Genomic DNA, 22,351 nt, shown 5'->3' with positions numbered 1-22,351 from the left:
TAGGTAGCTGGTTACCAGCTACGATAAAGAAAAATTAAATATTGATTGCCAAAGATCGAGGGTGAGCATGATTAAAAAGATCGGTGTTTTGACAAGTGGTGGCGATGCCCCAGGTATGAACGCGGCAATCCGCGGCGTGGTTCGTACAGCATTGGGTGCAGGCCTTGAAGTGTATGGTATCTATGACGGTTACCTTGGTCTCTATGAAGGCCGCATTAAGCCACTTGATCGTTCAAGCGTTTCTGATGTGATCAACCGTGGTGGTACTTTCCTCGGTTCGGCGCGTTTCCCTGAGTTTAGAGAAGTGGCTGTCCGCGAAAAAGCGATCGAAAACCTAAAAGCCCACGGCATTGATGCGCTGGTGGTGATCGGCGGTGACGGTTCGTACATGGGTGCGAAGAAGCTGACGGAAATGGGTTACCCATGTATCGGTCTGCCAGGCACAATCGACAACGATATCGCGGGCACGGATTACACCATCGGTTACCTAACCGCGCTGAACACGGTGATCGAATCGATTGACCGTCTGCGTGATACGTCATCTTCTCACCAGCGTATTTCGATTGTTGAAATCATGGGTCGCCACTGTGGTGATTTGACGCTGATGTCAGCGATTGCCGGTGGTTGTGAGTACATCATCACGCCAGAAACGGGCTTAGATAAAGAGAAGCTGATCAACAACATTAAAGATGGTATCTCGAAAGGTAAGAAACACGCGATCATCGCGCTGACCGAACTGATGATGGATGCCAACCAACTGGCGAAAGAGATCGAAGCGGGTACTGGGCGTGAAACACGCGCGACTGTTTTGGGTCATATTCAGCGTGGTGGTAAACCAACGGCGTTTGACCGCGTTCTTGCTTCTCGCATGGGTAACTACGCTGTACATCTGCTGATGGAAGGTCACGGTGGTCGCTGTGTGGGTATCGTTAAAGAGCAGCTCGTGCATCACGATATCATCGATGCAATTGAGAACATGAAGCGCCCAGTGCGCAATGATTTGTTCAAAGTAGCCGAAGAGCTGTTCTAAGCTGGGTTTAAAGCCATAAAACAAGGCCGCGTCATCACGCGGCCTTTTCATTGGCTGTTTTCACTGAGTTGTAAATGTGTTTTGCGTTTATTCAACGCATACAGATAACCGCAAATTCCGCCAGCCAAGTTACCCAGCGCAATCCCAACAAACAGGCCTTCAATGGAGTAGAGTTGGCTGCCAAGCCAAGCTGCTGGCAGTGTAAAGAAGAACAGACGCATAAAGCTCCAGCGAAACGCGTTCAGTGGTTCATGCATGGCGTTCAAGGCGCTGACCAACATCATAAGAATGCCGAGAAAGCCGTAACTGGCGGGCACCACCAACAAATAGTGCCACAGGAGATCGCGCACACTCTGTTCCTGCGAAAAGAGACTGGCCAGAGGAATGCTCAGTGGTACCATCATTAAAAACACCAGCCCTTGAAAGAGCACCGAAAAACGCATGCTGACAAACAGTCCTTGAAAGGCGCGTTGCGGATTTTTCGCCCCTAAGTTTTGCGCCATAAACGGCGTCAGGGACGACGTCAGTGCCATCAACACCAGAATCAATATCGACTCAATGCGCTGCGCCGCGCCATAAGCGGCTACGGCAGCGGTACCGTGACTGGAGAGCATCATCATCAATACCGCACCCGACAGCGGATTCATTGCATTGGATAACGCGGCAGGTGTGCCCACCCTGAGGATTTGCCGCCAATCTTCGCCAAGGCGTTGCCAATGAGGCGCCGCAAGCAGCTTTTCTCGTTTAATCAACACATAGAATGAGCCGCACAAGGCGCCGAACCAGCTAAACGCACTGGCAATCGCCGCGCCTTGAATGCCGAGTTCTGGAAATGGACCGATACCAAAGATCAGCAGCGGATCGAGAACACCATTGATAAGTCCGGCCAGCATCATAATCTTGGCGGGCGTTTTGGTATCCCCCGTGGCGCGAATCGCGCTGTTGCCAGCCATCGGAATGACCAACAGTGGAATGGTGAGATACCAGACATGCATGTACTGAGCGATCAGCGGGATGAGCTGCTCTTGCGCGCCAAGTAACGTAAATAGGGGATCCACTGTGAAAAAGCCAAGCGTAGAGGCAAGAGCAACCAGCGCAACGGCCAACAGCAAACCGTGGCTGGTGAAACGCGCGGCTTGGTTGGCATCGCCCTGACCAAGTAGACGGCCAATGCTGGTGGAAAGACCGATGCCGATACCCATGGTGATGCAGTTCACCGCAAACGTCACCGGAAAGGTATAGCTGATCGCTGCGAGTGCTTGGGTACCGAGCAAGGAAACAAAGAAGGTGTCAACCAAGTTAAACATCTGGATCGCTACCATGCCGAAGATCATCGGAATGGTCATTTTGCGTAGTGTGAGTGCGATAGGGGCGGTGAGCAACCCATGTTTATCGAGCATATTAGCGACCACTGAGTGGAAAATGGCAAGGATACAAGAAATCCTAGCTAGCAGCGAGTCAGGGATTTCGACGCAATCCTTTGCTGGACTGTGTGAACTTTTAACTCAATCACAAAAATTTCACCCGCGCCCCTTGGGATCATCATGATCACCCCTTATATAGATAACACTAGGCCTAGAGCCCTGCTTTAGGGCAATTATCAAATCACACATGGAATTTTTCAGGAGAGACGACCGATGAATATTCGTCCGTTACATGATCGAGTTATCGTAGAACGCCAACAAGTTGAATCTAAGTCAGCCGGTGGCATCGTTTTAACTGGTTCTGCTGCAGAGAAGTCAACTCGCGGCGTCGTTCTGGCTGTTGGCAAAGGCCGCATCCTTGAAAACGGCTCTGTGCAGCCGCTGGACGTAAAAGTTGGTGACACCGTGATTTTCGCCGAAAGCTATGGCACTAAAACGGAAAAGATCGACGGTAAAGAAGTTCTGATCATGTCTGAGAACGACATCATGGCAATCGTTGAATAATTCATTCTGAATCACAACGAACTAAAAAACAGAATTTAGAAGGAAAATAAAGATGGCTGCTAAAGACGTTAAATTTGGTAATGACGCGCGTGTAAAAATGCTGGAAGGTGTCAACATTCTGGCCGATGCGGTAAAAGTGACCTTAGGTCCTAAAGGCCGTAACGTAGTACTGGACAAATCGTTCGGTTCCCCAACCATCACCAAAGATGGTGTGTCTGTGGCGCGCGAAATCGAGCTGGAAGACAAGTTCCAGAATATGGGCGCACAAATGGTGAAGCAAGTGGCTTCACAAGCGAACGATGTGGCGGGTGACGGTACAACAACAGCGACCGTGTTGGCACAGTCGATCGTCAACGAAGGCTTAAAAGCCGTTGCCGCGGGCATGAACCCGATGGATCTAAAGCGCGGTATCGACAAAGCGGTAGCAGCGGCGGTTATCGAGCTGAAAGCTCTTTCTAAAGATTGCTCTACCAGCACTGAAATCGAGCAAGTGGGCACTATCTCTGCCAACTCAGACTCAAGTGTGGGTAAAATCATCGCCGAAGCGATGGAAAAAGTGGGTCGCGATGGCGTGATCACGGTTGAAGAAGGTCAAGCGCTGCAAGACGAACTGGACGTGGTTGAAGGCATGCAGTTTGACCGTGGTTACCTATCTCCTTACTTCATCAACAACCAAGAAGCGGGCAGCGTAGAGCTGGAAAGCCCATTCATCCTATTGGTTGATAAAAAGATTTCTAACATCCGTGAATTGCTACCTGCTCTAGAAGCCGTTGCCAAAGCATCACGTCCACTGCTGATCATCGCTGAAGACGTAGAAGGTGAAGCGTTGGCGACTCTGGTTGTGAACAACATGCGTGGCATCGTGAAAGTCGCTGCGGTTAAAGCGCCTGGCTTCGGCGACCGTCGTAAAGCGATGCTACAAGACATCGCGATCCTAACTGGCGGTACGGTGATTTCTGAAGAAGTTGGCCTAGAGCTGGAAAAAGCGGTGCTGGAAGATTTGGGTCAAGCGAAACGCGTGTCTATCACCAAAGAAAACACCACCATCATCGATGGTATGGGTGAAGAAGCGATGATCCAAGGTCGCGTGGTACAGATTCGTCAGCAAATCGAAGAGGCGACTTCAGACTACGACAAAGAGAAACTGCAAGAGCGCGTTGCTAAGCTAGCGGGCGGTGTTGCGGTTATCAAAGTAGGCGCCGCCACAGAAGTGGAAATGAAAGAGAAAAAAGACCGCGTAGAAGACGCCCTGCACGCGACTCGCGCTGCGGTTGAAGAAGGCGTGGTTGCTGGCGGTGGTGTTGCACTGATTCGTGTGGCCTCTAAACTGGTTGACCTGAAAGGTGACAACGAAGAGCAAAACGTGGGTATCCGCGTAGCACTACGTGCGATGGAAGCGCCAATTCGCCAAATCACCAAAAACGCGGGTGATGAAGAATCGGTTGTGGCAAATAACGTGAAAGCGGGTGAAGGTTCTTACGGCTACAACGCGGCAACGGGTGAATACGGCGACATGCTGGAAATGGGTATCCTAGATCCAACTAAAGTCACTCGTTCTGCGCTGCAGTTCGCCGCTTCAGTTGCTGGCCTGATGATTACCACGGAAGCGATGGTAACCGATCTACCACAAAAAGATGCGGGCATGCCAGATATGGGTGGCATGGGCGGTATGGGTGGCATGGGCATGATGTAATCATCCCACGGCACTAAGCCTAAATGAGAAAAGCTGAGGAGCGATCCTCAGCTTTTTTATTATCTGAAATCCATCCAAAGTTGATGCAGAGCGCAGAAGATTTTACGCTTTATTGACGATGCAAAGAACGCCCCAGCCTTGATTATTACTTAAATAATTGATTTTTTAACTTTATTCTATCTATTTTCTAGCAATATCATTTTTTACAATACAATGACCTGTCTTTATTGAACGTCGTTCATAATCATCGCGTTCTGGGTATGAATAGCTACCCTTTAGTAAATCAGTCGTGATCAGTGGAGACGAAAAATGAAAAAGAGTGTAATCGCAATGGCGGTGGTAGCGCTGAGCTCAACAACAGCGATGGCGGCAACTCCAGTGATGTTTTCTTCGCTTAATAACTTCAATGCGCCAGATGAAAATGCCGTATCCGGTGTTCGTTTGGCGGCGCTCTACGGTAAGGTCGAAGAGTTGAAAGGGGTTGATGTAGCGGTGGTTGGTCTTTCAGAAACCGATCGTACCACAGGGGTAAACTTGGGTTTGTTTGGCGCGTCAAAAGTGAATCAAGAGATGACAGGTGCATCGCTTGGTTTCTTTAACTGGAATACCGGAAAAACTACTGGTGCCAACATTGGCGCGGTGAACATCACTAACGATGTGAAAGGGGCCAACGTGAGTTTTGTCAACTACTCCGAAGGTAATACCATGGTGGATGTGGGCGCGGCGAACTTCTCTGACACCTCAACCGTTCAGGTCGGTGTGTTCAACAAAACGGCGAAGATTGAAGGCGTGCAGATCGGCTTGATTAACTGTGCCGACAACGGTTTTTTCCCTTGCTTCCCGCTGATCAACTTCGCGAAGTAACTACTTCGTTAAATAACTACTTCGTTAAATAAGTACTTCGCTCCCGTTGAGCGGTGGCAACGTTGACAACTAGCCTAAAAAACAACCCCGGACATGATCCGGGGTTTCTTATGACTTGCTGCGCGCAAATTATTTAATCAGGCGGGAAGAGCTTCTGCGCTGTTGAATTTTTTGATGTACTCCTCGGCGCAGTGCCTGAATGCGGTTTTCGGCTTTATCGACACCGAGTAGCACTGCCAAGGCGAGTAACGTGATCAGCACTGACTGGTGCATCAAGCCTAGCCCGATCATCATTCCCATAGAAGCCAGCACCCAAATCACGGCGGCGGATGTGACGCCGTGGATCTTGCCATCTTGCGTCATCATCACCCCAGCGCCCAAAAAGCCAACGCCAGTAATGATCTGCCCAAGCACGCGCGCTTGATCTAAGGTGTTGGGAGAGAGGTATACCGCCATCGACATAAAAAAGTAGGTACCAGAAATGATCAGAATCGACGTACGGATACCGACGGGCTTACCGCGTGTTTGACGCTCCGCGCCAATAAGAACGCCATTGAGCGCGCAGCACAGTAAGGCCGGCCAGCTAAATGGTTCTATATTTAGAAAAGTGTCTAAAGTCTCTTGCATGCTACCCCCTCAATTTTCGCGGAGTATGCGTATTGGGGGCGATGAGATCGAACAAAAGTTTTTGCTGGTAACGACAATTACTCTAAATGCAAATCGAGCGGTGTTTTACTTGGCCGGCCGCCAATTTCACGCGTCAATTTCGGCACTAAGTAACCGGAAACCCGCGCAATGACTCCGTGAATAATGCGCTTCGCTTGTTGGTCGTCAACAAAGAAATGAGCCGCTCCTTGCACCTTGTCCAAAACATGCAAGTAGTAGGGCAAAATACCAGCATCAAACAGCGATTCGCTCAACGCGACTTGCTCATCCACCGTGTCGTTGACCCCCTTGAGCAGCACACTTTGATTAAGTAGTGTCACGCCAACCTGTTTGAGCTTGGCGAGTTGCGTGGTGAGTTCATGGTTGATTTCGTTGGCGTGATTGATGTGAGTCACCAAAATCACTTGCAGACGTGTACGGGCCAGTGTTTGGCACAGTTCCTCTGTCACTCTCGCTGGAATGACGACGGGCAAGCGGCTATGAATTCTCAGCCGCTTAATGTGGGGAATCGCGGCAATATGTTCAACCAGCCATTGGATCTCATCGTCTTTCGCCATCAGTGGATCGCCACCGGAGAGAATGACTTCATTGAGTTCTTGGTGCTCGGCGATGTACTGCAAACTGCGCTGCCAAGCGAATTTGTTGCCTTTGTTTTCCTGGTACGGAAAGTGACGGCGAAAACAGTAACGACAGTTGATCGCACAGCCCCCTTTGACAATCATCAGCGCGCGATTGCGGTATTTGTGCAGTAGGCCGGGGATCTCGTTATCTTGCTCCTCAAGCGGATCATGAGAAAAGCCTTCGTGAACCTCAAACTCGTCACTGAGTGGTAACACTTGTCTAAGCAAAGGGTCGTGCGGGTTGCCTTTTTCCATTCTGGCGACAAAGCTGCGGGGAACGCGCTGTGCAAACAGCTTGCGCGCCGCAAACCCTGCTTGCCACGGCGTGGGATCGATCTCTAACATCTGCAACAAGCTTGTCGGATCTGAGATCCCATTCGCTAGCTGTTTGAGCCAGTTTTGCTCAACAGTTTCGACTTTTCGGGTTATTATATGCGGCATTGAATTTAGCTCTAAGAACGTAAGAGGAAAAAATGGCTACAGTTAGCACCAATGAATTTAAAGGCGGTCTGAAACTTATGATTGACAGCGAGCCTTGCGTAATTCTAGAAAACGAATACGTGAAGCCGGGTAAAGGTCAGGCATTCAACCGTGTTAAAATTCGTAAACTTCTTTCTGGTAAAGTGCTAGAAAAAACATTTAAGTCTGGCGACACCTGTGAGGTCGCAGACGTTATGGATATCGACCTAGATTATCTCTATTCAGACGGCGAATTCTACCACTTTATGAACAATCAAACCTTCGAACAGATTGCTGCTGATGCGAAAGCGGTTGGTGAGAGTGTGAAGTGGTTGGTAGAAAACAACAGCTGTATGCTGACTCTGTGGAATGGTAACCCAATCGCGGTGACACCACCAAACTTCGTTGAATTGGAAGTGACTGAAACCGATCCTGGCCTGAAAGGCGATACTCAAGGCACAGGCGGCAAGCCAGCAACGCTATCAACCGGTGCGGTTGTTCGCGTTCCGCTCTTCATCCAAATCGGCGAAGTGATCAAAGTGGACACTCGCAGTGGTGAATACGTTGGCCGTGTAAAATAATTTTTCACCTTAGATTAAGGTCGCTTCGGCGGCCTTTTTTCTGTCAGCTATACCCGCCGCACAGAAAAAAAGCTGGCGCGAAATCGCCAGCTTTTTGTTTGCTTAGATTGGTGTGCTTGGAAAAGCCTTACAGCATGAAAAGAAACACCACCGCGAGGGCTGAAATGAGGCCAGCAAAGGCGTAGCAGCCAATTTTGCCCACCACACCAGCGTGGATTTTCAAGTCATGCATGCCGTGGTGAACACGGTGCATCGCATGCCACATCGGCAGTGCTAAGGTGCCGATGATAAACAGGGCACCGATAATGCTGGTGGCGAAACTGACTACGCGTTCGTAACTTAACGCTTGCGCATCGATAATGCCAAGCGGGGCAAGAATACCCAGAACGAGCACTGTTACGGGGGTGATCATGGCAAACCAAGTACCGCCAGCACCAAACAGGCTCCACCAAATTGGCTCATCAGAACGTTTCGGTGCGGTATTTACGGAATAATTGGGTTTCATAGTCAAAGCTCCTTACACCACAACGAGAACGATCAGCGAAATCAAGGCCACGGCGGCCCATTGTGCCAACACGATGATTTTCTTATCCACTAATTTGCCACCGAGACGGATCGGCATCACTTGCGGCATCATGCTAAAGAAGGTTTGCGCGTGCAGTAAGCTACCCGCCAAAGCCACGATATTGATGGCGATCACCAGCGGATTGGCCATGAACGCCAGCCAAGTTTGCCATGCCTCTGGTCCCTTCACTAAAGCACCCAAACCAAAAGTAAGGAAGAGAGTGAAAAGGATCAGCGGAAGCACGGTTGCTTCACGCAGCATGTAAAAACGGTAGAAAGGATGACTCTTCCACCAAGTGCGTTTGATTTCGCGAACATAAGGTTTACGGTTACTCATCCTAAGCCTCCACTTTCTTTGGTGTGCCGTCAGGTTTTAGCATGGCGATAACAAAGTCCATCGACGACTCGACTTTGCCTTGGTTAACCGCTGCCGCTGGGTCAACGTGTTTTGGACACACTTCTGAGCAGTAGCCGACAAACGTACAGCCCCACGCGCCGTTTTCACCGTTGATCAGCTTCATACGTTCAGCTTTACCGTTGTCACGGCTGTCCAAGTTGTAGCGGTGAGCCAGCGTCAAGGCCGCAGGGCCGATAAACTCAGGATTGAGGCCGAACTGCGGACAGGCCGCGTAGCACAAACCACAGTTGATGCAGCCAGCGAACTGTTTGTATCTCGCCATCTGTTCTGGAGTTTGCAAGTTGGTGCCATCTTCAGGTTTACGATCATTACCGATGATGTAAGGTTTGATTGCTTCAAGACGTTCAATAAACGGCGTCATATCGACAATCAAGTCTTTCTCGATTGGGAAGTTGGCGAGTGGCTCGATCTTCACCCCATCTGGGTAGTCACGCAAAAAGCTCTTACATGCCAGTTTTGGCACGCCGTTGGCCATGATGCCGCATGAGCCACAAATCGCCATTCGGCATGACCAGCGGTAGGAAAGGTGTTTATCCAAGTGGTCTTTGACATAACCGAGTGCATCAAGCACCGACATAGTGTCATCAAATGGCACTTCAAAGGCTTGGAAGTACGGTTCTGCGTCGGTTGCTGGGTCGTAACGCAGAATGTCTACTTTTTGAATGCGATTGGCTGACATTATGCTTGCTCCTCTGCATTTTTCTCGGCGGCTTTGGCGGCTTCTTCAGCGGCGGCTTTCTCTGCCGCTTCGCCATACAGACGCGCTTTCGGCTGAGATTTAGTGATCTTCACATCGCTGTAGCTGATGCTTGGCGCATTGTCAGCTTGGTAGAAGGCCAGTGAGTGTTTCAGGAAGTTCACGTCGTCACGCTCGGTACAACCATCGTCAAGGCGTTGGTGAGCACCGCGAGATTCTTTACGTAAAATCGCAGAGTGAACCATCGCTTCCGCCACTTCTAGGCCGTAACCGACTTCGATGGCGTAGAGAAGATCGGTGTTGAACACCTTGCCTTTGTCTTTGATGCTGATGCGTTTGTAACGTGCTTTTAGCTCAGTGATTTTGTCGATGGTGGCCTGCATCAAATCTTCTTGACGGTAGATACCACAGCCCGCTTCCATGGTGTGACCCATTTCCGTGCGGATGTCTGCCCAGTTTTCATCGCCTTCTTGGTTCATCAGTGCCGCAATGCGTGCTTCAACCGCTTTGACTTGCTCGGCAATTGACGCTTCGTTCCAGCCTTTGAATTCTCCTGCACGTTTCACTGCGTTTTCCCCAGCGACGCGGCCAAACACCACGAACTCGGCCAGCGAGTTAGAGCCCAGACGGTTGGCACCGTGTAGACCAACAGAGGCACATTCACCGACGGCGAACAGACCTTTGATTCGGGTTTCACACTCTTTATCGGTCTCGATACCGCCCATGGTGTAGTGCACGGTTGGACGAATGGGGATCGGCTCTTTGGCGGGGTCGACGTTGACGTACGCTTTGGCGAGTTCACAAATAAACGGTAGACGCTCTTGCAGGTACTCTTCACCTAAGTGGCGCAGGTCAAGGTGTACCACATCACCAAGAGGGTGTTTGATGGTGTTGCCTTTTTGCTGTTCGTGCCAGAACGCTTGTGACACTTTATCGCGTGGGCCAAGCTCCATGTATTTGTTCTTCGGCTGACCAACTGGTGTTTCCGGGCCCATGCCGTAGTCTTGCAGGTAACGATAGCCGTTTTTATTGACGATAATACCGCCTTCACCTCGGCAGCCTTCGGTCATCAGAATGCCCGTGCCAGGTAGGCCAGTTGGGTGGTATTGCACAAATTCCATGTCACGCAGCGGCACACCGTGGCGATAAGCCATCGCCATGCCGTCACCGGTTACAATACCGCCGTTGGTGTTACAGTGGTAAACGCGACCCGCACCACCCGTCGCCAGTACTACGGATTTGGCTTTGATGGTGACCAGTTCGCCTTCCGACATATGGATAGCAATCAGCCCTTGCACTTCACCCTCATCAACCAGCAGATCGACCACAAAATATTCGTCAAAGCGCTTGATGTTGGAGTACTTCATGGAAGTTTGGAAGAGGGTGTGCAGCATGTGGAAACCCGTTTTGTCAGCCGCAAACCAAGTCCGTTCAACCTTCATGCCGCCGAAGCGACGCACGTTGACTTCCCCGTTTTCTTTCCGGCTCCAAGGACAACCCCATTGCTCCATCTGGATCATTTCTCGGGTTGCATTGGCAACAAAGTATTCAACAACATCCTGTTCACAAAGCCAGTCACCACCGCCAACGGTATCGTTGAAGTGGTTGTCCAGGCTATCCTCATCCTTGATAACTGCTGCTGAGCCACCTTCTGCGGCGACCGTATGGGAGCGCATTGGGTAGACCTTAGAAATCAGTGCGACTTCCAGATCTGGGTTTGCTTCAGCCGCTGCAATAGCAGTACGAAGACCAGCGCCGCCAGCGCCGATGACCGCGATATCTGTGATAATGGTTTGCACAGTTATCCTCCAGTGTGTGAGTGCGGGGTAATCCGCTTGTTATTGTGAGCTTGAGAAACTGGGCGGGCCATATTCCCCAAAAGTAGTACGGTTAGTGTAGAAGAGCCGCGCAGGAGAAAAATTGATGTATTTAGGTTTTTGCAGCGGAAATGCAAATATGAGCATAGAATTTACACGTTATGTGATACTTATCACGGCCAAGGGATTTTGTGGCTCAAGCCTTTGCGGAACAAGGTGTTAACCGAATGTTGCCGACAATTTTCCTGCTCAATACAGGGGGAAGAACTAGCACGATTTATGTGTTGTACTACGTAAATTTTGCGCTTGTTACCTTACTCGCCAGCGCTTGCAAAGGGGCAAAAAGCTGGTAACTTCCATGCCCTAGCTATCCATATGAGTAACCCAAGATGTCGACTGATTGGCAACCTACTGCTTCTATCCCGCAATTGCGCCAGCGCGCCGCGCTGATCGCGCGCATTCGTCAATTTTTTGCCCAGCGTAATGTGCTGGAAGTGGATACGCCCGCCATGAGTCATGCGACCGTCACGGATGTGCATTTGCACACCTTTCAAACTCAGTTTGTCGGGCCCGGCTATGCGCAAGGGAGCCCACTGTTTCTCATGACTAGCCCTGAGTTTCATATGAAACGCCTGCTGGCAGCGGGCAGTGGCTGCATTTATCAACTCGGCAAGGCGTTTCGCAATGAAGAGAATGGTCGTTATCACAATCCAGAATTCACCATGCTCGAATGGTATCGTGTCGGCTTTGACCACCACGCGCTGATGGATGAAATGGACGAGCTGTTGCAATTGGTATTGAGCACAGCCCCTGCCGAGCGTATGACCTACCAAGAAGCGTTTCTGCGCGTATTAGGGGTTTGCCCGTTGCAGGCGAGCATGACTGAGCTCAAACTCAGCGCCTCTGAGTTAGGTTTGAGTGATATCGCCGAGGCAGAAGAAGATCGCGATACTTTGCTACAGTTGCTGTTTAGCATCGGGGTCGAAGGAAAAATTGGCCAGCAAGTGCCTGCATTTGTCTACGATTTTCCCGCTTCACAAGCGGCGCTGGCTAAGATCAACCCAAGCGATCCGCGCGTGGCGGATCGTTTTGAGGTCTATTTCAAAGGGATCGAACTGGCGAACGGTTTCCATGAACTCGACAACGCACAAGAGCAGTTACGCCGATTTGAGCAAGATAACCGCAAACGTGTTGAGATGGGCTTGGCGGAACAACCGATTGATTATCATTTGATCGCGGCGTTGCAATCTGGCCTGCCAGAGTGTGCCGGCGTGGCGCTCGGGGTTGATCGTTTGATCATGCTGGCGCTGGGGTGCGATCACATCGATCAAGTGACCGCTTTTCCTTTTCCGATTGCTTGAGCGTGCCACATGCTAAAAAAATGCGCGTTACTTTTGCTGTATGCTGCGGTTATCGCCGTATTGTCATTGCGTCCATCCAGCAGCTGGCAACAATGGGGTAGCTTGGCTCATCTCGATAAATTGCAGCATATGGCGGCGTATTGCTGCTTCTCGCTTTTGGCTGCTTATCTGATTCGCTCTTGGCGACGCCGCTGCCTCGCGGCGGCAGGCATTCTGCTCTTCAGTGCTGGGATAGAGGTGGTTCAAGGCTTGGTTGGTCGTGAGTCTTCCTGGTTGGATCTGTTGGCCAATCTGTGCGGAATTATACTAGGCTTACTAACGTATAAGCTCTACCTCGTTTGTCGATATCGTACGGTGAAATCGATATACTCAAGCGGCTAGGACGTTGATCTCTTTCCGCGCCGCACGTGTCAGTTCGGTATGAAAGGTGGATGCGCCAACGCCGACTTATCTTTCTAGGAAAGGGATTACAACATAATAATGAAAACACGTGAGAAGATCGTTTACGGAGCCTTGGAACTCTTTAACCGCCATGGGGAAAGGAGTATCACCACCAATCACATTGCTGAGCATGTTGAAATCAGCCCAGGCAACCTTTATTACCACTTTCGCAATAAACAAGAAATTGTACGCGAAATTTTCACCCTCTACGCGCAGGAGCTACTTGAGCGATTCGCGCCAGTGCAAGGGCAGCAAGAGAGCCTGACCCTGTTGAAGCACTACTTGGACTCCATTTTCACCTTGATGTGGAAATACCGTTTCTTTTACGCCAATTTGCCAGAAATTCTCTCCCGCGATGAGCAGCTGCACGAGCAGTACATTCAAGTGCAGGAGAAGCTCCAAGCTAACTTGGTGGCGATCATGCAAGAGTTTGTTGAACTTGAGCTGCTCAGTTTAGAGAAAACGGAGTTGACCTCATTGGTGAGAACGCTGCATCTGATTGCCAGCAGTTGGCTGGCTTATCAGTCCGCGATGTCGCTGAAAGTGGCGATCACAGAACAAGTTGTCCGCCAAGGGATGTTGCAGATGTTGGCCGTGGTCAAACCCGTTGCCACCGAACAAGGCATGGAACAGTTGCTGCTGCTTGAAGATGGGATTCGCGCTCTGCACGTTTAGTTTTCACAAGTTCTGTACAAAACGTAGTGCTGATATGACCATAGGCTATGACTCATGGCTTTATGGTCTTTGACTTTTATATTGCCGAAGTAACAATACGCCAGAGAATCAATTGGATAGGGATGTTATTGACGGATGAACTACGATATTTTTAACGGCGATGCTGATGGCATTATTGCTTTGCTGCAATGGCGCTTCGCCCATCCCACAACGTCGACGCTGATTACCGGGGTTAAACGCGATATCCAGTTGCTCGAACAAGTGACGGCGAAAGTGGGTGACACGCTGACGGTGCTCGATCTCTCGATGGAGAAAAACCGTGTTGGTCTCGAACGTGCTCTGGCGAATGGCGCTGAGGTTTTTTACGCCGATCATCATCAGTCTGGTCCGATCCCTCAGCACGCTTCGTTATACGCGCACATCGATCTTGATGCGGATACTTGTACCGCGCTGATTATTGACCGTCTGCTCGCTGGGCGCTTTCATCATTGGGCCATCACTGCGGCGTATGGCGACAATTTGATTGTTAAAGCCAATGCCTTGGCAGAACAGGCGGGGCTTAGTCCGACCCAGCAAGCGCAGCTGCGAGAACTCGGCACCTTAATCAACTACAACGGCTACGGTGAGCAGATTGACGACCTGCATTTTCATCCCGCCCACCTTTACCAACATCTCAGCCGCTACGCTTCACCGTTTGATGTGTTGGCGGATATGAACTCCGCCTTTTATCAGTTGCAAAGCGCGTATCAGCAAGACATGGCCGCGGCACAAGCGATTGAGCCGCTCTATTGTTGCGGTCGAGTGTCGGTGACCTTATTGCCAGACTGTGCGTGGTCGCGTCGCATCAGCGGTGTGTATGGCAACTGGCTCGCCAATCAAGAGCCCAGCCGCGCGCATGCTGTGCTCACGCACAATCAGGGTGACTCGTACACCGTATCGCTGCGCGCACCACTCAACAATAAACAAGGGGCGGGGGAGATTTGTGCTCAGTTCTCCACCGGCGGAGGACGAGCGGCGGCGGCAGGGATTAATGCCTTGGATAAAAATCAGGTTGAGCGTTTAATCGAACTGTTGCAAGCGTATTACGACCAATAAAACGGATAGGCGGCTAAGGTGCGACAGCGATTAGCGCACCATCCAGTGTCTCGGGTTTTGTGCCTCACTGTTGCGGCGGATCTCGAAATAGAGCGAAGGACGATTTTGCCCGCCCGTGTCTCCGGCCAGTGCGATCACTTCGCCTGCGGTCACTTTGTCTCCCTCTTTTTTCAGCAGGGCTTGGTTGTAGCCGTACAGCGTCATGTCACCTTTGCCGTGATCAAGCAGCACCACCAAACCGTAGCCGCGCAAGTACTCTGCAAATACTACGGTTCCCGGGTAGACGGCTTTGACCTGCTGCCCATAAGTGGCCGAAAGTACCACACCTTTCCAGTTGATCTGCCCGGTTTGGCGGGTGCCGAAACTATGCAGCACACTCCCTTTCAGCGGCCAAGGCAGCTTGCCTTTTTGCCGCTCAAGGCCGTCCATAGGAATGGCGTTGCGTTTGGCCGCTTTGGCAATTTCCGCTTTCAGGCGTGTTTCGTTTCGTTGCAGCTCTGCCAGATAGTTTTTGTCATCCGCAATGCTTTGCCGGATGCTACCGAGCGTTTTCTTGCGCTGTGACTGGGTTTTCGCCAGTTGATCGCGTTTCGCCGATTGCTGTTTGAGCAGTGCTTCGATTTGCCCTTGTTCTAGCAATTTTTGCTGTTTACTGTGCTCTAACTCAGCGCTGGTGGTTTCCAACTGCGAGATAGTTTCGCTGCGCGCTTTGGCAAGGTGTTGAAAATATTGACTGATGCGGTCTTGCTCCACTCCTTGGTTAAGGAGTGAAACGGACGACTTGGCACGTTGCGTCACGTAGTAGGTTTGCAGCAGCTCCGCTAAACGTTCGGTTTGGCGCTTTTTCTGCGTCTCCAACTCATCGATACGTTCTTCCAATTTCCCAATGTTAGCGCGCGAGGTGGCGAGCGCCTGACGCGACTGGGCGATCTCTTTCTCCAGTTGGTTAATGCCCAGCTCTTGCTCTTTCAGTGACTTTTGTAAATCGTCCAACTGTTTTTCTTGGGTTGAAAGCGATTTCTGCTGACGTGAGATCTCGCCTTTGACGCCTTGCAATTCGGAATCGGAGGCCGCCAGAGAAACTGTACTGGGAGAAAATAGAAGAACGCCGAGGGAAATCAGCAAGGAGCTTGAAAGAGTTGATTTCTGTTTTACCACGTACGTTCTTTCCTGAGTTGGAAGGGGTTAAAAAGCCGCGCCAATCGCCCTATCGGCGTGCATCATATGCCGTCACCATCGATGAAGTTTTGCGTTTTGCCGTTAAAACCTTGGTCCATATCGAATGACGGTTTGTCGGTTCTAGGTCGCCCAACGATACGCGCAGGCACACCAGCCACCGTTGTATGTGGCGGAACGGGTTGTAACACCACGGAACAAGAGCCGATTTTCGCTCCTTCGCCCACTTCGATATTGCCAAGAATTTTGGCTCCAGCGCCAATCATCACGCCTTCGCGAATTTTCGGGTGACGATCACCGCACTCTTTGCCTGTACCGCCAAGCGTCACGTCTTGCAAAATAGAAACGTCGTCTTCGACCACCGCCGTTTCACCAATGACGATCCCCGTTGCGTGGTCAAGCATGATGCCTTTACCAATGCGCGCCGCAGGATGGATGTCGACCTGGCAGGCGACTGAAATTTGGTTTTGCAAGTAAGTGGCAAGGGCGAAGCGGCCCTGCTTCCAAAGCCAGTTGGCCACGCGGTAGCCTTGCAGCGCGTGATACCCTTTGAGATACAGTAGTGGAATGGAATACATCGAGACGGCCGGGTCACGGTTGACTGTCGCGCAGATGTCACACGCCGCAGAATCGGTAATGTTGGGATCGGCGGCAAAAGCCTCTTCCACCACTTCACGCACGGCCATCGCTGGCATGGACGCGGTGTTGAGTTTGTTGGCCAGAATATAACTCAGGGCCGCACCCAGACTGTCGTGTTTAATGATGGTCGCGTGGTAAAAGCTGGCCAGCATCGGCTCTTGCTCGGACAATTGACGCGCTTCTCTGACAATCCCCTGCCAGACGTTTTTTTTCTCACAGTGTTTCATTGGGCCTTCTTTGCACAAACCACTTGCGCTTTTCCTGATTATTTTCCTTCGGATTTCTTGTCGCGCGCCAATAAGTCTTGAGCGGCCAGACGCGCATCCTTTCCTTGATACAATACTTGATAGATCTGGTCAACAATCGGCATTTCGACGCCCATGCGTTGTGCCAGCATCCACACTTCCTTGGTGTTGCGATAGCCTTCGACCACTTGGCCGATCTCTTGTTGTGCGGTATCGACATCTTTGCCTTGGCCCAAGGCCAAGCCAAAGCGGCGGTTACGCGATTGGTTGTCGGTGCAGGTCAAGACCAGATCGCCCAATCCGGCCATGCCCATAAAGGTTTCTGGTTGAGCGCCAAGTGCGGCGCCGAGGCGACACATCTCCGCCAAGCCACGAGTGATCAAGGCCGTACGCGCATTGGCACCAAACCCAATACCATCGGACATCCCCGCGCCGATGGCAATGACGTTTTTAACTGCGCCGCCAAGTTGCATGCCAGTAAAATCACTGTTGGCGTAAACGCGGAAGGTTTTGCTGCAATGGATCTTTTCTTGCAGGTCGGCAACAAATTGTGCGTCAGGTGACGCCACGGAAATGGCGGTCGGCATGCCTGCGGCAAGCTCTTTAGCAAAGGTTGGCCCTGACAGTACCGCCAAAGAGTAGTTCTCTCCCAGCGCATCAAACGCCACATCTTTCAGCAATCGCCCCGTTTCAGGCTCTAAGCCTTTGGTTGCCCAGCAAATGCGTGAATCGGCACGCAGATAAGGCTGGAGGCTGTTGAGCACTTGACCAAACACGTGGCTTGGCACCACGACCAAAAGATCGCGGCTCGCTTGCACCGCTTTTTGCAGATCCGATTCCACGATCAGGCTCGGTGGAAATTCGATACCCGGAAGAAAAACGCGGTTTTCGCGATCCGCTTCCAGAGTCGCCATGTGCTCAGGATCGTGTCCCCAAAGGATCACATTTGCTCCGTTACGGGAAAGTGAGATCGCCAAAGAGGTTCCGTAGGAGCCTGCGCCAATCACCGTCATGGAAATCGCTTTGTTGTACGCGTTAGTCACCTGAGATTGTGTCATGCTGTAGCCTGATGGTTGGTTGGAGAAAGATGGAGCGAGTATAACGTGAAACGTTACCGCTCTGGACAAATTACTTTACCCTCAAAGAGCGTTGTCACGCCTTTGTTTGTGGTGTTGCCACATACCATTGTGGGTGAAACAAAAAATGCACATAACATCGGTGTGAGATGCGCTGTGCATTTTAGTCAATCTGATCGGGAAAAGTCACAAAAAGAGGGACTTATTCCTCAGTGGCACCTTGTTGGGCCGCTTGCTGTTGCAGGTAGTTCATAAACAGAGCATCGAAGTTAACGGGTGCTAGGTTTAGTTGTGGGAACGTCCCTTTAACCACCAAGCTTGAGATGGTCTCGCGCGCGTATGGGAAGAGAATGTTCGGGCAGAATGCGCCTAGGCAATGAGCTAACTGACCAGCTTCCATTTTCTCTGCAGTGAAAATACCACCTTGTTGCACTTCACATAGGAATGCCGTTTCTTCAGCGTTTTTCACTGTCACAGTCAGACGTAAAACCACTTCATAAACGCCTTCGCCTAGCTCACGGCTTTGCGTGTCGAGATCCAGTTTCACGTCTGGGTTCCAATCTTTTTGGAACATCATTGGTGAGTTAGGTGCTTCAAAAGAAACGTCTTTTAGGAAGATACGTTGAATTGCAAACTGTTGTTGGTTGTCTTGCGGTGCTGCTTCAGCCATTTTTAAATCCTTCAATAATCGTAAATTCAGGCGTGTCAGTATATGCCTTGAATGTGTCTGCCTTGAGACTAACCGAGCCACACAATGATGACTAGAAGAAGCCTTAATTCCGTGCCAAACGTCACATCTTTCTTGGCTGACTGCGCTGATTTTAGTCAGTCAGCCAAGATTGGATGGTGATTAACGTTTGCTGCGTACCAGGGGCAGGTTCGCTTCACTCCAGGCAATCAAACCATTTCTGAGCAGGTTTACATTCTCAAAACCGGCTTTAGCCAGTAGGTTTGCACTTTCTTGGGCGGTTTGACCCGTCTTGCATACAACGATGATTGGGTCTGATTTGTGGTTTTCAAGACCAGCGAAATTACCCGCCTTGATTTCTGATGGCAAAATGTGAACTGCGTCGGTGATATGACCTTTTTTGAACTCGTCTTTGGTGCGGATATCGACCACCACGCCATTTTGTCGGTTGATCAGTGTGGTCATATCATTCACACCGATCACTTTGTAAGCCGCAGTGGCTGATTTTACAAAGCTCATGATCAGAGCGATAAAGATGCCAACCCACGCCAGCGACATAATCATGTTCTGCTGAAAAAACTCGATGTACTCTTGCATGTTCCTAGTTCTCGAAGCATAAATCTAACAATAAAAGTGGCAAGGAGTATAACGAGGTTCCGCTTGACTGGCGAGTCAGTTAATACTTTCTCACCAATAATTGGGATCTCTTCTAGGGGAATGGTTGCAAAAATACACCCGCTAAAGCTATTAGATCGATTGGTAATATCCACTTTTAAAGTCGTGTTGGGTGGTGAATTATAGTGGTATTGACGCCTGACAAATCGGCAAAAGCGGGCTTTTTGGGGTAAGTTGCAAAGATATCGCCATTGACAATGTAATATTGCAACAGGAAATCACGAACATAATTTGATCTTATCCTACAGTTCAGCTTAAAAAGTGTAGTAAAATTACGCTAGTTTTGTTTCAAGGCATGCTAGGGCTTGGAGCCCTGTGCCGAAAGTTACTGAAATTTGACGAGGTCATCACTATGTCTGCTAAGAAGCCTTTGGCTCTGGTTATTCTTGACGGTTACGGTTACCGTGAAGAAACTGCAAACAACGCAATTGCAAACGCAAAAACACCGGTTATGGACGCGCTGATTGCGAACAATCCGAACACTCTTATCTCTGCTTCTGGTATGGACGTGGGCTTGCCTGACGGTCAAATGGGTAACTCAGAAGTGGGCCACACGAATATCGGCGCTGGCCGCGTGGTTTACCAAGATCTGACTCGCATCACCAAATCTATTCTCGACGGTGAATTCCAACAGACGCCAGCGCTGGTTGAAGCGGTTGACGCTGCGGTGAGCGCGGGTAAAGCGGTTCACATCATGGGTCTGATGTCTCCTGGTGGCGTTCACTCACACGAAGATCACATCTACGCGGCAGTGGAAATGGCGGCTGAGCGTGGCGCTGAGAAAATCTACCTGCACTGCTTCCTAGATGGACGTGACACCCCCCCTCGCAGTGCCGAAGGCTCTCTAAAACGTTTCCAAGATCTGTTTGCCAAATTGGGCAAAGGCCGAGTGGCGTCTCTGGTAGGGCGTTACTACGCGATGGACCGTGACAACAACTGGGATCGTGTACAAGTGGCGTACGATTTGCTAACGCAAGCGAAAGCCGAGTTTACGGTTGATTCAGCGGTTGCGGGCCTTGAAGCAGCGTACGCGCGTGGCGAAAACGATGAGTTTGTTAAAGCAACGGAAATCAAAGCAGAAGGTCAAGAAACGGCGGCGATGCAAGATGGCGACGCGGTGATCTTCATGAACTACCGTGCTGACCGTGCGCGTCAAATCACGCGTACTTTCGTCACGGATTTTGCTAGCTTTGAACGCGATGTATTCCCTGCGGTTAATTTCGTGATGTTGACGCAATACGCGGCAGACATTCCGCTAGCGGCGGCGTTTCCACCTGCCTCGTTGGAAAACACTTACGGCGAGTGGCTGTCAAAACTGGGTCAAACTCAGCTACGTATCTCTGAAACAGAGAAATACGCACACGTGACGTTCTTCTTCAATGGTGGCGTAGAAAACGAATTTGCTGGTGAAGAGCGTCAACTCGTGGCTTCGCCGAAAGTGGCGACCTACGATCTGCAGCCAGAAATGAGCTCACCAGAACTGACTGAAAAATTGGTTGCCGCCATCAAGTCTGGCAAATACGACACCATCATCTGTAACTATCCAAACGCAGACATGGTTGGCCATACTGGCGTCTACGAAGCGGCTGAAAAAGCGATTGAAGCACTGGATGAAAGTGTGGGTAAAGTGGTTGCCGCAATCAAAGAAGTGGGCGGTCAACTGCTGATTACCGCAGACCACGGTAACGCTGAAATGATGGTGGACCCAGAAACGGGCGGTATTCACACTGCGCACACTAGCCTGCCTGTACCACTTATCTACGTGGGTGACAAAGCGGTGGAGTTCAAGGACGGCGGTAAACTGTCTGATCTTGCGCCGACCATGCTCTCTCTAGCGGGTCTGGAAATTCCAGCAGAAATGTCGGGCCAAGTGCTAGTGAAGTAACCCTAAGCAACGTGTTAAAAAGCCTGGAACGAATCCAGGCTTTTTTGTATCTGTGCATTGTGATGAGTGATTATTGTCGGTGAGGCTCTGCCCAACAGAGGGTCACTGAACCAAAATTCCTGTGCCAGTCACGGCGATGATCGCACCAAGCCAAGCATAACGGTTTGGACGCTGTTTGGTGTAGATCCACAAGATTGGTAGCAGCATGATTGGCGTGGTTGAAGAGAGCAGGGCAACCATACCCACATTGCCTTCTCGCAAGGCATACAGGATCAGCGTCATACCGACCGCCATGGCGAGAAAGCCATTGATTGCCGTAATGTAGAACATTTGCCAAGTCATAGTTTGCGTTGGCCGCGCGATTTTCGCGCCACTAAAACGCAGCGCACTGTGAGCGATGAAGGCACTGATCATTCGAATTGCGGAGGCGGCGACGGGGTCGATGGCCGTTTGCATCACGGGCTTGGCGATAATTCCGCCGAGTGCCTGGCACAAAGCCGCCGTTAAACCCAAGCCCACACCAATCCAAACACTGCCTTTGATCGTTTCTAAACTGTGTTGACGGCTGCCGCGTCGGCCAAAAAATATCGCCAGCACCACACCAGAAAAGACGAAGCTGGAACCGATAAACTCCATCGTGGAGAGGGTTTCGCTAAACAGAAAGTAGCCCAAGATGGTAGAGAACACTGCGTGACAAGAAAAAAGTAGCCCGGCCTGACGCGGCCCCATGCGATTGAGGCAAGCAAACAGCGCCGTGTCACCGATAAAAATCCCAATCAGCCCTGAGAGAATCATGGGCACTAGGTGTTCTTGCCCGACACTCGCCCAGCCACCTGTGAACCAAGCCATGCTGGAGAGGATCACGGCGGTGCAACCCATTCGCCAGCGGCTGTAGGCAAACGAGCCTAAGTGCTGTGCAGGCGTGACAGAAAGTAAACTGGCGACAGCCCAAAGCAGAGCCGCCGCCAGCGCAAGCCATTCAAATCCCATAGAAAGGTGATCCCGTAAGCGAAAAGATCACCAATATGCCTTAACTTCACCCAGGAGCAAAGAGGCGT

At 50.7% G+C, this 22,351-nt stretch carries 23 protein-coding genes; 10 read left to right on the top strand and 13 right to left on the bottom strand.

Going from position 1 to position 22,351, the window contains the following annotated elements:
- The first annotated feature begins 67 nt into the window (after nucleotides 1-67).
- Complete coding sequence (gene pfkA, locus I3X05_RS15565) at nucleotides 68-1,030, top strand: 6-phosphofructokinase (RefSeq protein ID WP_045569300.1); 963 nt, start codon at nucleotides 68-70, stop codon at nucleotides 1,028-1,030.
- Nucleotides 1,031-1,077: 47 nt separating this feature from the next.
- Here the strand turns inward: pfkA and I3X05_RS15560 are convergent, their stop codons facing one another.
- On the bottom strand, nucleotides 1,078-2,430 hold the full coding sequence (locus I3X05_RS15560) for an MATE family efflux transporter (RefSeq protein ID WP_193167241.1): 1,353 nt from the start codon (nucleotides 2,428-2,430) through the stop codon (nucleotides 1,078-1,080).
- Between the two features lie 237 nt (nucleotides 2,431-2,667).
- Between I3X05_RS15560 and I3X05_RS15555 the strand changes: the two genes are divergently transcribed.
- The 3 genes from I3X05_RS15555 (at nucleotide 2,668) to I3X05_RS15545 (ending at nucleotide 5,515) form a co-directional block, all read left to right on the top strand.
- A complete protein-coding gene (locus tag I3X05_RS15555; RefSeq protein WP_039431291.1) occupies nucleotides 2,668-2,958 on the top strand; it encodes a co-chaperone GroES in 291 nt (96 codons plus the stop codon).
- Nucleotides 2,959-3,010: 52 nt separating this feature from the next.
- On the top strand, nucleotides 3,011-4,651 hold the full coding sequence (gene groL / locus I3X05_RS15550) for a chaperonin GroEL (protein ID WP_337970847.1): 1,641 nt from the start codon (nucleotides 3,011-3,013) through the stop codon (nucleotides 4,649-4,651).
- Nucleotides 4,652-4,960: 309 nt separating this feature from the next.
- Nucleotides 4,961-5,515: a VC2662 family protein gene (locus I3X05_RS15545; RefSeq protein ID WP_045569298.1), complete on the top strand. Its 555-nt coding sequence runs from the start codon at nucleotides 4,961-4,963 to the stop codon at nucleotides 5,513-5,515.
- Between the two features lie 129 nt (nucleotides 5,516-5,644).
- On the opposite strand, the gene I3X05_RS15540 is transcribed toward I3X05_RS15545, so the two are convergent.
- Both I3X05_RS15540 and epmB read right to left on the bottom strand, forming a co-directional pair.
- Entirely contained in the window at nucleotides 5,645-6,142 is a 498-nt protein-coding gene (locus tag I3X05_RS15540) for an MgtC/SapB family protein (protein ID WP_039431282.1), read from the bottom strand.
- Between the two features lie 77 nt (nucleotides 6,143-6,219).
- The gene (gene epmB / locus I3X05_RS15535; protein WP_337970846.1) at nucleotides 6,220-7,242 is read right to left on the bottom strand and encodes an EF-P beta-lysylation protein EpmB; all 1,023 of its coding nucleotides are present in this window, start codon (nucleotides 7,240-7,242) and stop codon (nucleotides 6,220-6,222) included.
- Between the two features lie 32 nt (nucleotides 7,243-7,274).
- Between epmB and efp the strand changes: the two genes are divergently transcribed.
- Nucleotides 7,275-7,841, top strand: coding sequence for an elongation factor P (gene efp / locus I3X05_RS15530; protein WP_039431277.1), 567 nt, complete (start codon nucleotides 7,275-7,277; stop codon nucleotides 7,839-7,841).
- A gap of 127 nt (nucleotides 7,842-7,968) precedes the next feature.
- Here efp and frdD read toward each other — a convergent pair whose 3' ends face one another.
- The 4 genes from frdD to frdA are packed head-to-tail and all read right to left on the bottom strand — an operon-like array spanning nucleotide 7,969 to nucleotide 11,319.
- Nucleotides 7,969-8,346 carry a fumarate reductase subunit FrdD gene (frdD, locus tag I3X05_RS15525; RefSeq protein WP_045569296.1) on the bottom strand — a complete coding sequence of 126 codons (378 nt, stop codon included), beginning with the start codon at nucleotides 8,344-8,346 and terminating at the stop codon, nucleotides 7,969-7,971.
- A gap of 12 nt (nucleotides 8,347-8,358) precedes the next feature.
- The gene (gene frdC / locus I3X05_RS15520; RefSeq protein ID WP_045569295.1) at nucleotides 8,359-8,742 is read right to left on the bottom strand and encodes a fumarate reductase subunit FrdC; all 384 of its coding nucleotides are present in this window, start codon (nucleotides 8,740-8,742) and stop codon (nucleotides 8,359-8,361) included.
- Between the two features lies 1 nt (nucleotide 8,743).
- A complete protein-coding gene (locus I3X05_RS15515) occupies nucleotides 8,744-9,502 on the bottom strand; it encodes a succinate dehydrogenase/fumarate reductase iron-sulfur subunit (RefSeq protein WP_045569294.1) in 759 nt (252 codons plus the stop codon).
- Entirely contained in the window at nucleotides 9,502-11,319 is a 1,818-nt protein-coding gene (frdA, locus tag I3X05_RS15510; RefSeq protein WP_045569293.1) for a fumarate reductase (quinol) flavoprotein subunit, read from the bottom strand. Before frdA ends, I3X05_RS15515 begins: the two co-directional genes overlap by 1 nt.
- A 407-nt stretch (nucleotides 11,320-11,726) precedes the next feature.
- Here frdA and epmA point away from each other — a divergent pair, with 407 nt between their 5' ends.
- The 4 genes from epmA to I3X05_RS15490 all read left to right on the top strand — a co-directional run bounded on the left by epmA (nucleotide 11,727) and on the right by I3X05_RS15490 (nucleotide 14,909).
- The gene (gene epmA, locus I3X05_RS15505; protein WP_045569292.1) at nucleotides 11,727-12,698 is read left to right on the top strand and encodes an elongation factor P--(R)-beta-lysine ligase; all 972 of its coding nucleotides are present in this window, start codon (nucleotides 11,727-11,729) and stop codon (nucleotides 12,696-12,698) included.
- A gap of 9 nt (nucleotides 12,699-12,707) precedes the next feature.
- Complete coding sequence (locus I3X05_RS15500) at nucleotides 12,708-13,079, top strand: VanZ family protein (RefSeq protein ID WP_045569291.1); 372 nt, start codon at nucleotides 12,708-12,710, stop codon at nucleotides 13,077-13,079.
- Between the two features lie 99 nt (nucleotides 13,080-13,178).
- Nucleotides 13,179-13,814, top strand: a complete 636-nt coding sequence (locus I3X05_RS15495; RefSeq protein ID WP_039431258.1) for a TetR/AcrR family transcriptional regulator — start codon at nucleotides 13,179-13,181, stop codon at nucleotides 13,812-13,814.
- 135 nt (nucleotides 13,815-13,949) lie between these two features.
- The gene (locus tag I3X05_RS15490; RefSeq protein WP_045569289.1) at nucleotides 13,950-14,909 is read left to right on the top strand and encodes an acetyltransferase; all 960 of its coding nucleotides are present in this window, start codon (nucleotides 13,950-13,952) and stop codon (nucleotides 14,907-14,909) included.
- 30 nt (nucleotides 14,910-14,939) lie between these two features.
- Here I3X05_RS15490 and I3X05_RS15485 read toward each other — a convergent pair whose 3' ends face one another.
- The 5 genes from I3X05_RS15485 to I3X05_RS15465 all read right to left on the bottom strand — a co-directional run bounded on the left by I3X05_RS15485 (nucleotide 14,940) and on the right by I3X05_RS15465 (nucleotide 19,330).
- Nucleotides 14,940-16,067, bottom strand: coding sequence for a murein hydrolase activator EnvC family protein (locus tag I3X05_RS15485; RefSeq protein ID WP_193157663.1), 1,128 nt, complete (start codon nucleotides 16,065-16,067; stop codon nucleotides 14,940-14,942).
- Between the two features lie 62 nt (nucleotides 16,068-16,129).
- A complete protein-coding gene (gene cysE / locus I3X05_RS15480; protein ID WP_039431251.1) occupies nucleotides 16,130-16,951 on the bottom strand; it encodes a serine O-acetyltransferase in 822 nt (273 codons plus the stop codon).
- A gap of 38 nt (nucleotides 16,952-16,989) precedes the next feature.
- Nucleotides 16,990-18,027, bottom strand: a complete 1,038-nt coding sequence (gpsA, locus tag I3X05_RS15475) for an NAD(P)H-dependent glycerol-3-phosphate dehydrogenase (protein WP_193157664.1) — start codon at nucleotides 18,025-18,027, stop codon at nucleotides 16,990-16,992.
- Between the two features lie 220 nt (nucleotides 18,028-18,247).
- Nucleotides 18,248-18,715: a protein-export chaperone SecB gene (gene secB, locus I3X05_RS15470; RefSeq protein ID WP_039431246.1), complete on the bottom strand. Its 468-nt coding sequence runs from the start codon at nucleotides 18,713-18,715 to the stop codon at nucleotides 18,248-18,250.
- Nucleotides 18,716-18,895: 180 nt separating this feature from the next.
- The gene (locus I3X05_RS15465; RefSeq protein WP_039431244.1) at nucleotides 18,896-19,330 is read right to left on the bottom strand and encodes a rhodanese-like domain-containing protein; all 435 of its coding nucleotides are present in this window, start codon (nucleotides 19,328-19,330) and stop codon (nucleotides 18,896-18,898) included.
- A 430-nt stretch (nucleotides 19,331-19,760) separates the two neighbouring features.
- Here I3X05_RS15465 and gpmM point away from each other — a divergent pair, with 430 nt between their 5' ends.
- Nucleotides 19,761-21,293 (top strand): 2,3-bisphosphoglycerate-independent phosphoglycerate mutase, encoded by a 1,533-nt coding sequence (gene gpmM / locus I3X05_RS15460; RefSeq protein ID WP_045569286.1) that lies wholly within the window; start codon nucleotides 19,761-19,763, stop codon nucleotides 21,291-21,293.
- A 102-nt stretch (nucleotides 21,294-21,395) separates the two neighbouring features.
- Here the strand turns inward: gpmM and I3X05_RS15455 are convergent, their stop codons facing one another.
- Complete coding sequence (locus I3X05_RS15455; RefSeq protein ID WP_045569285.1) at nucleotides 21,396-22,283, bottom strand: DMT family transporter; 888 nt, start codon at nucleotides 22,281-22,283, stop codon at nucleotides 21,396-21,398.
- Nucleotides 22,284-22,351: the final 68 nt, after the last annotated feature.

This window comes from Vibrio navarrensis (assembly GCF_015767675.1).
Taxonomy (GTDB): domain Bacteria; phylum Pseudomonadota; class Gammaproteobacteria; order Enterobacterales; family Vibrionaceae; genus Vibrio.
The sequence above is the reverse complement of the archived record's forward strand: the minus strand, read 5'-3'. Positions and strand labels throughout refer to the sequence as shown.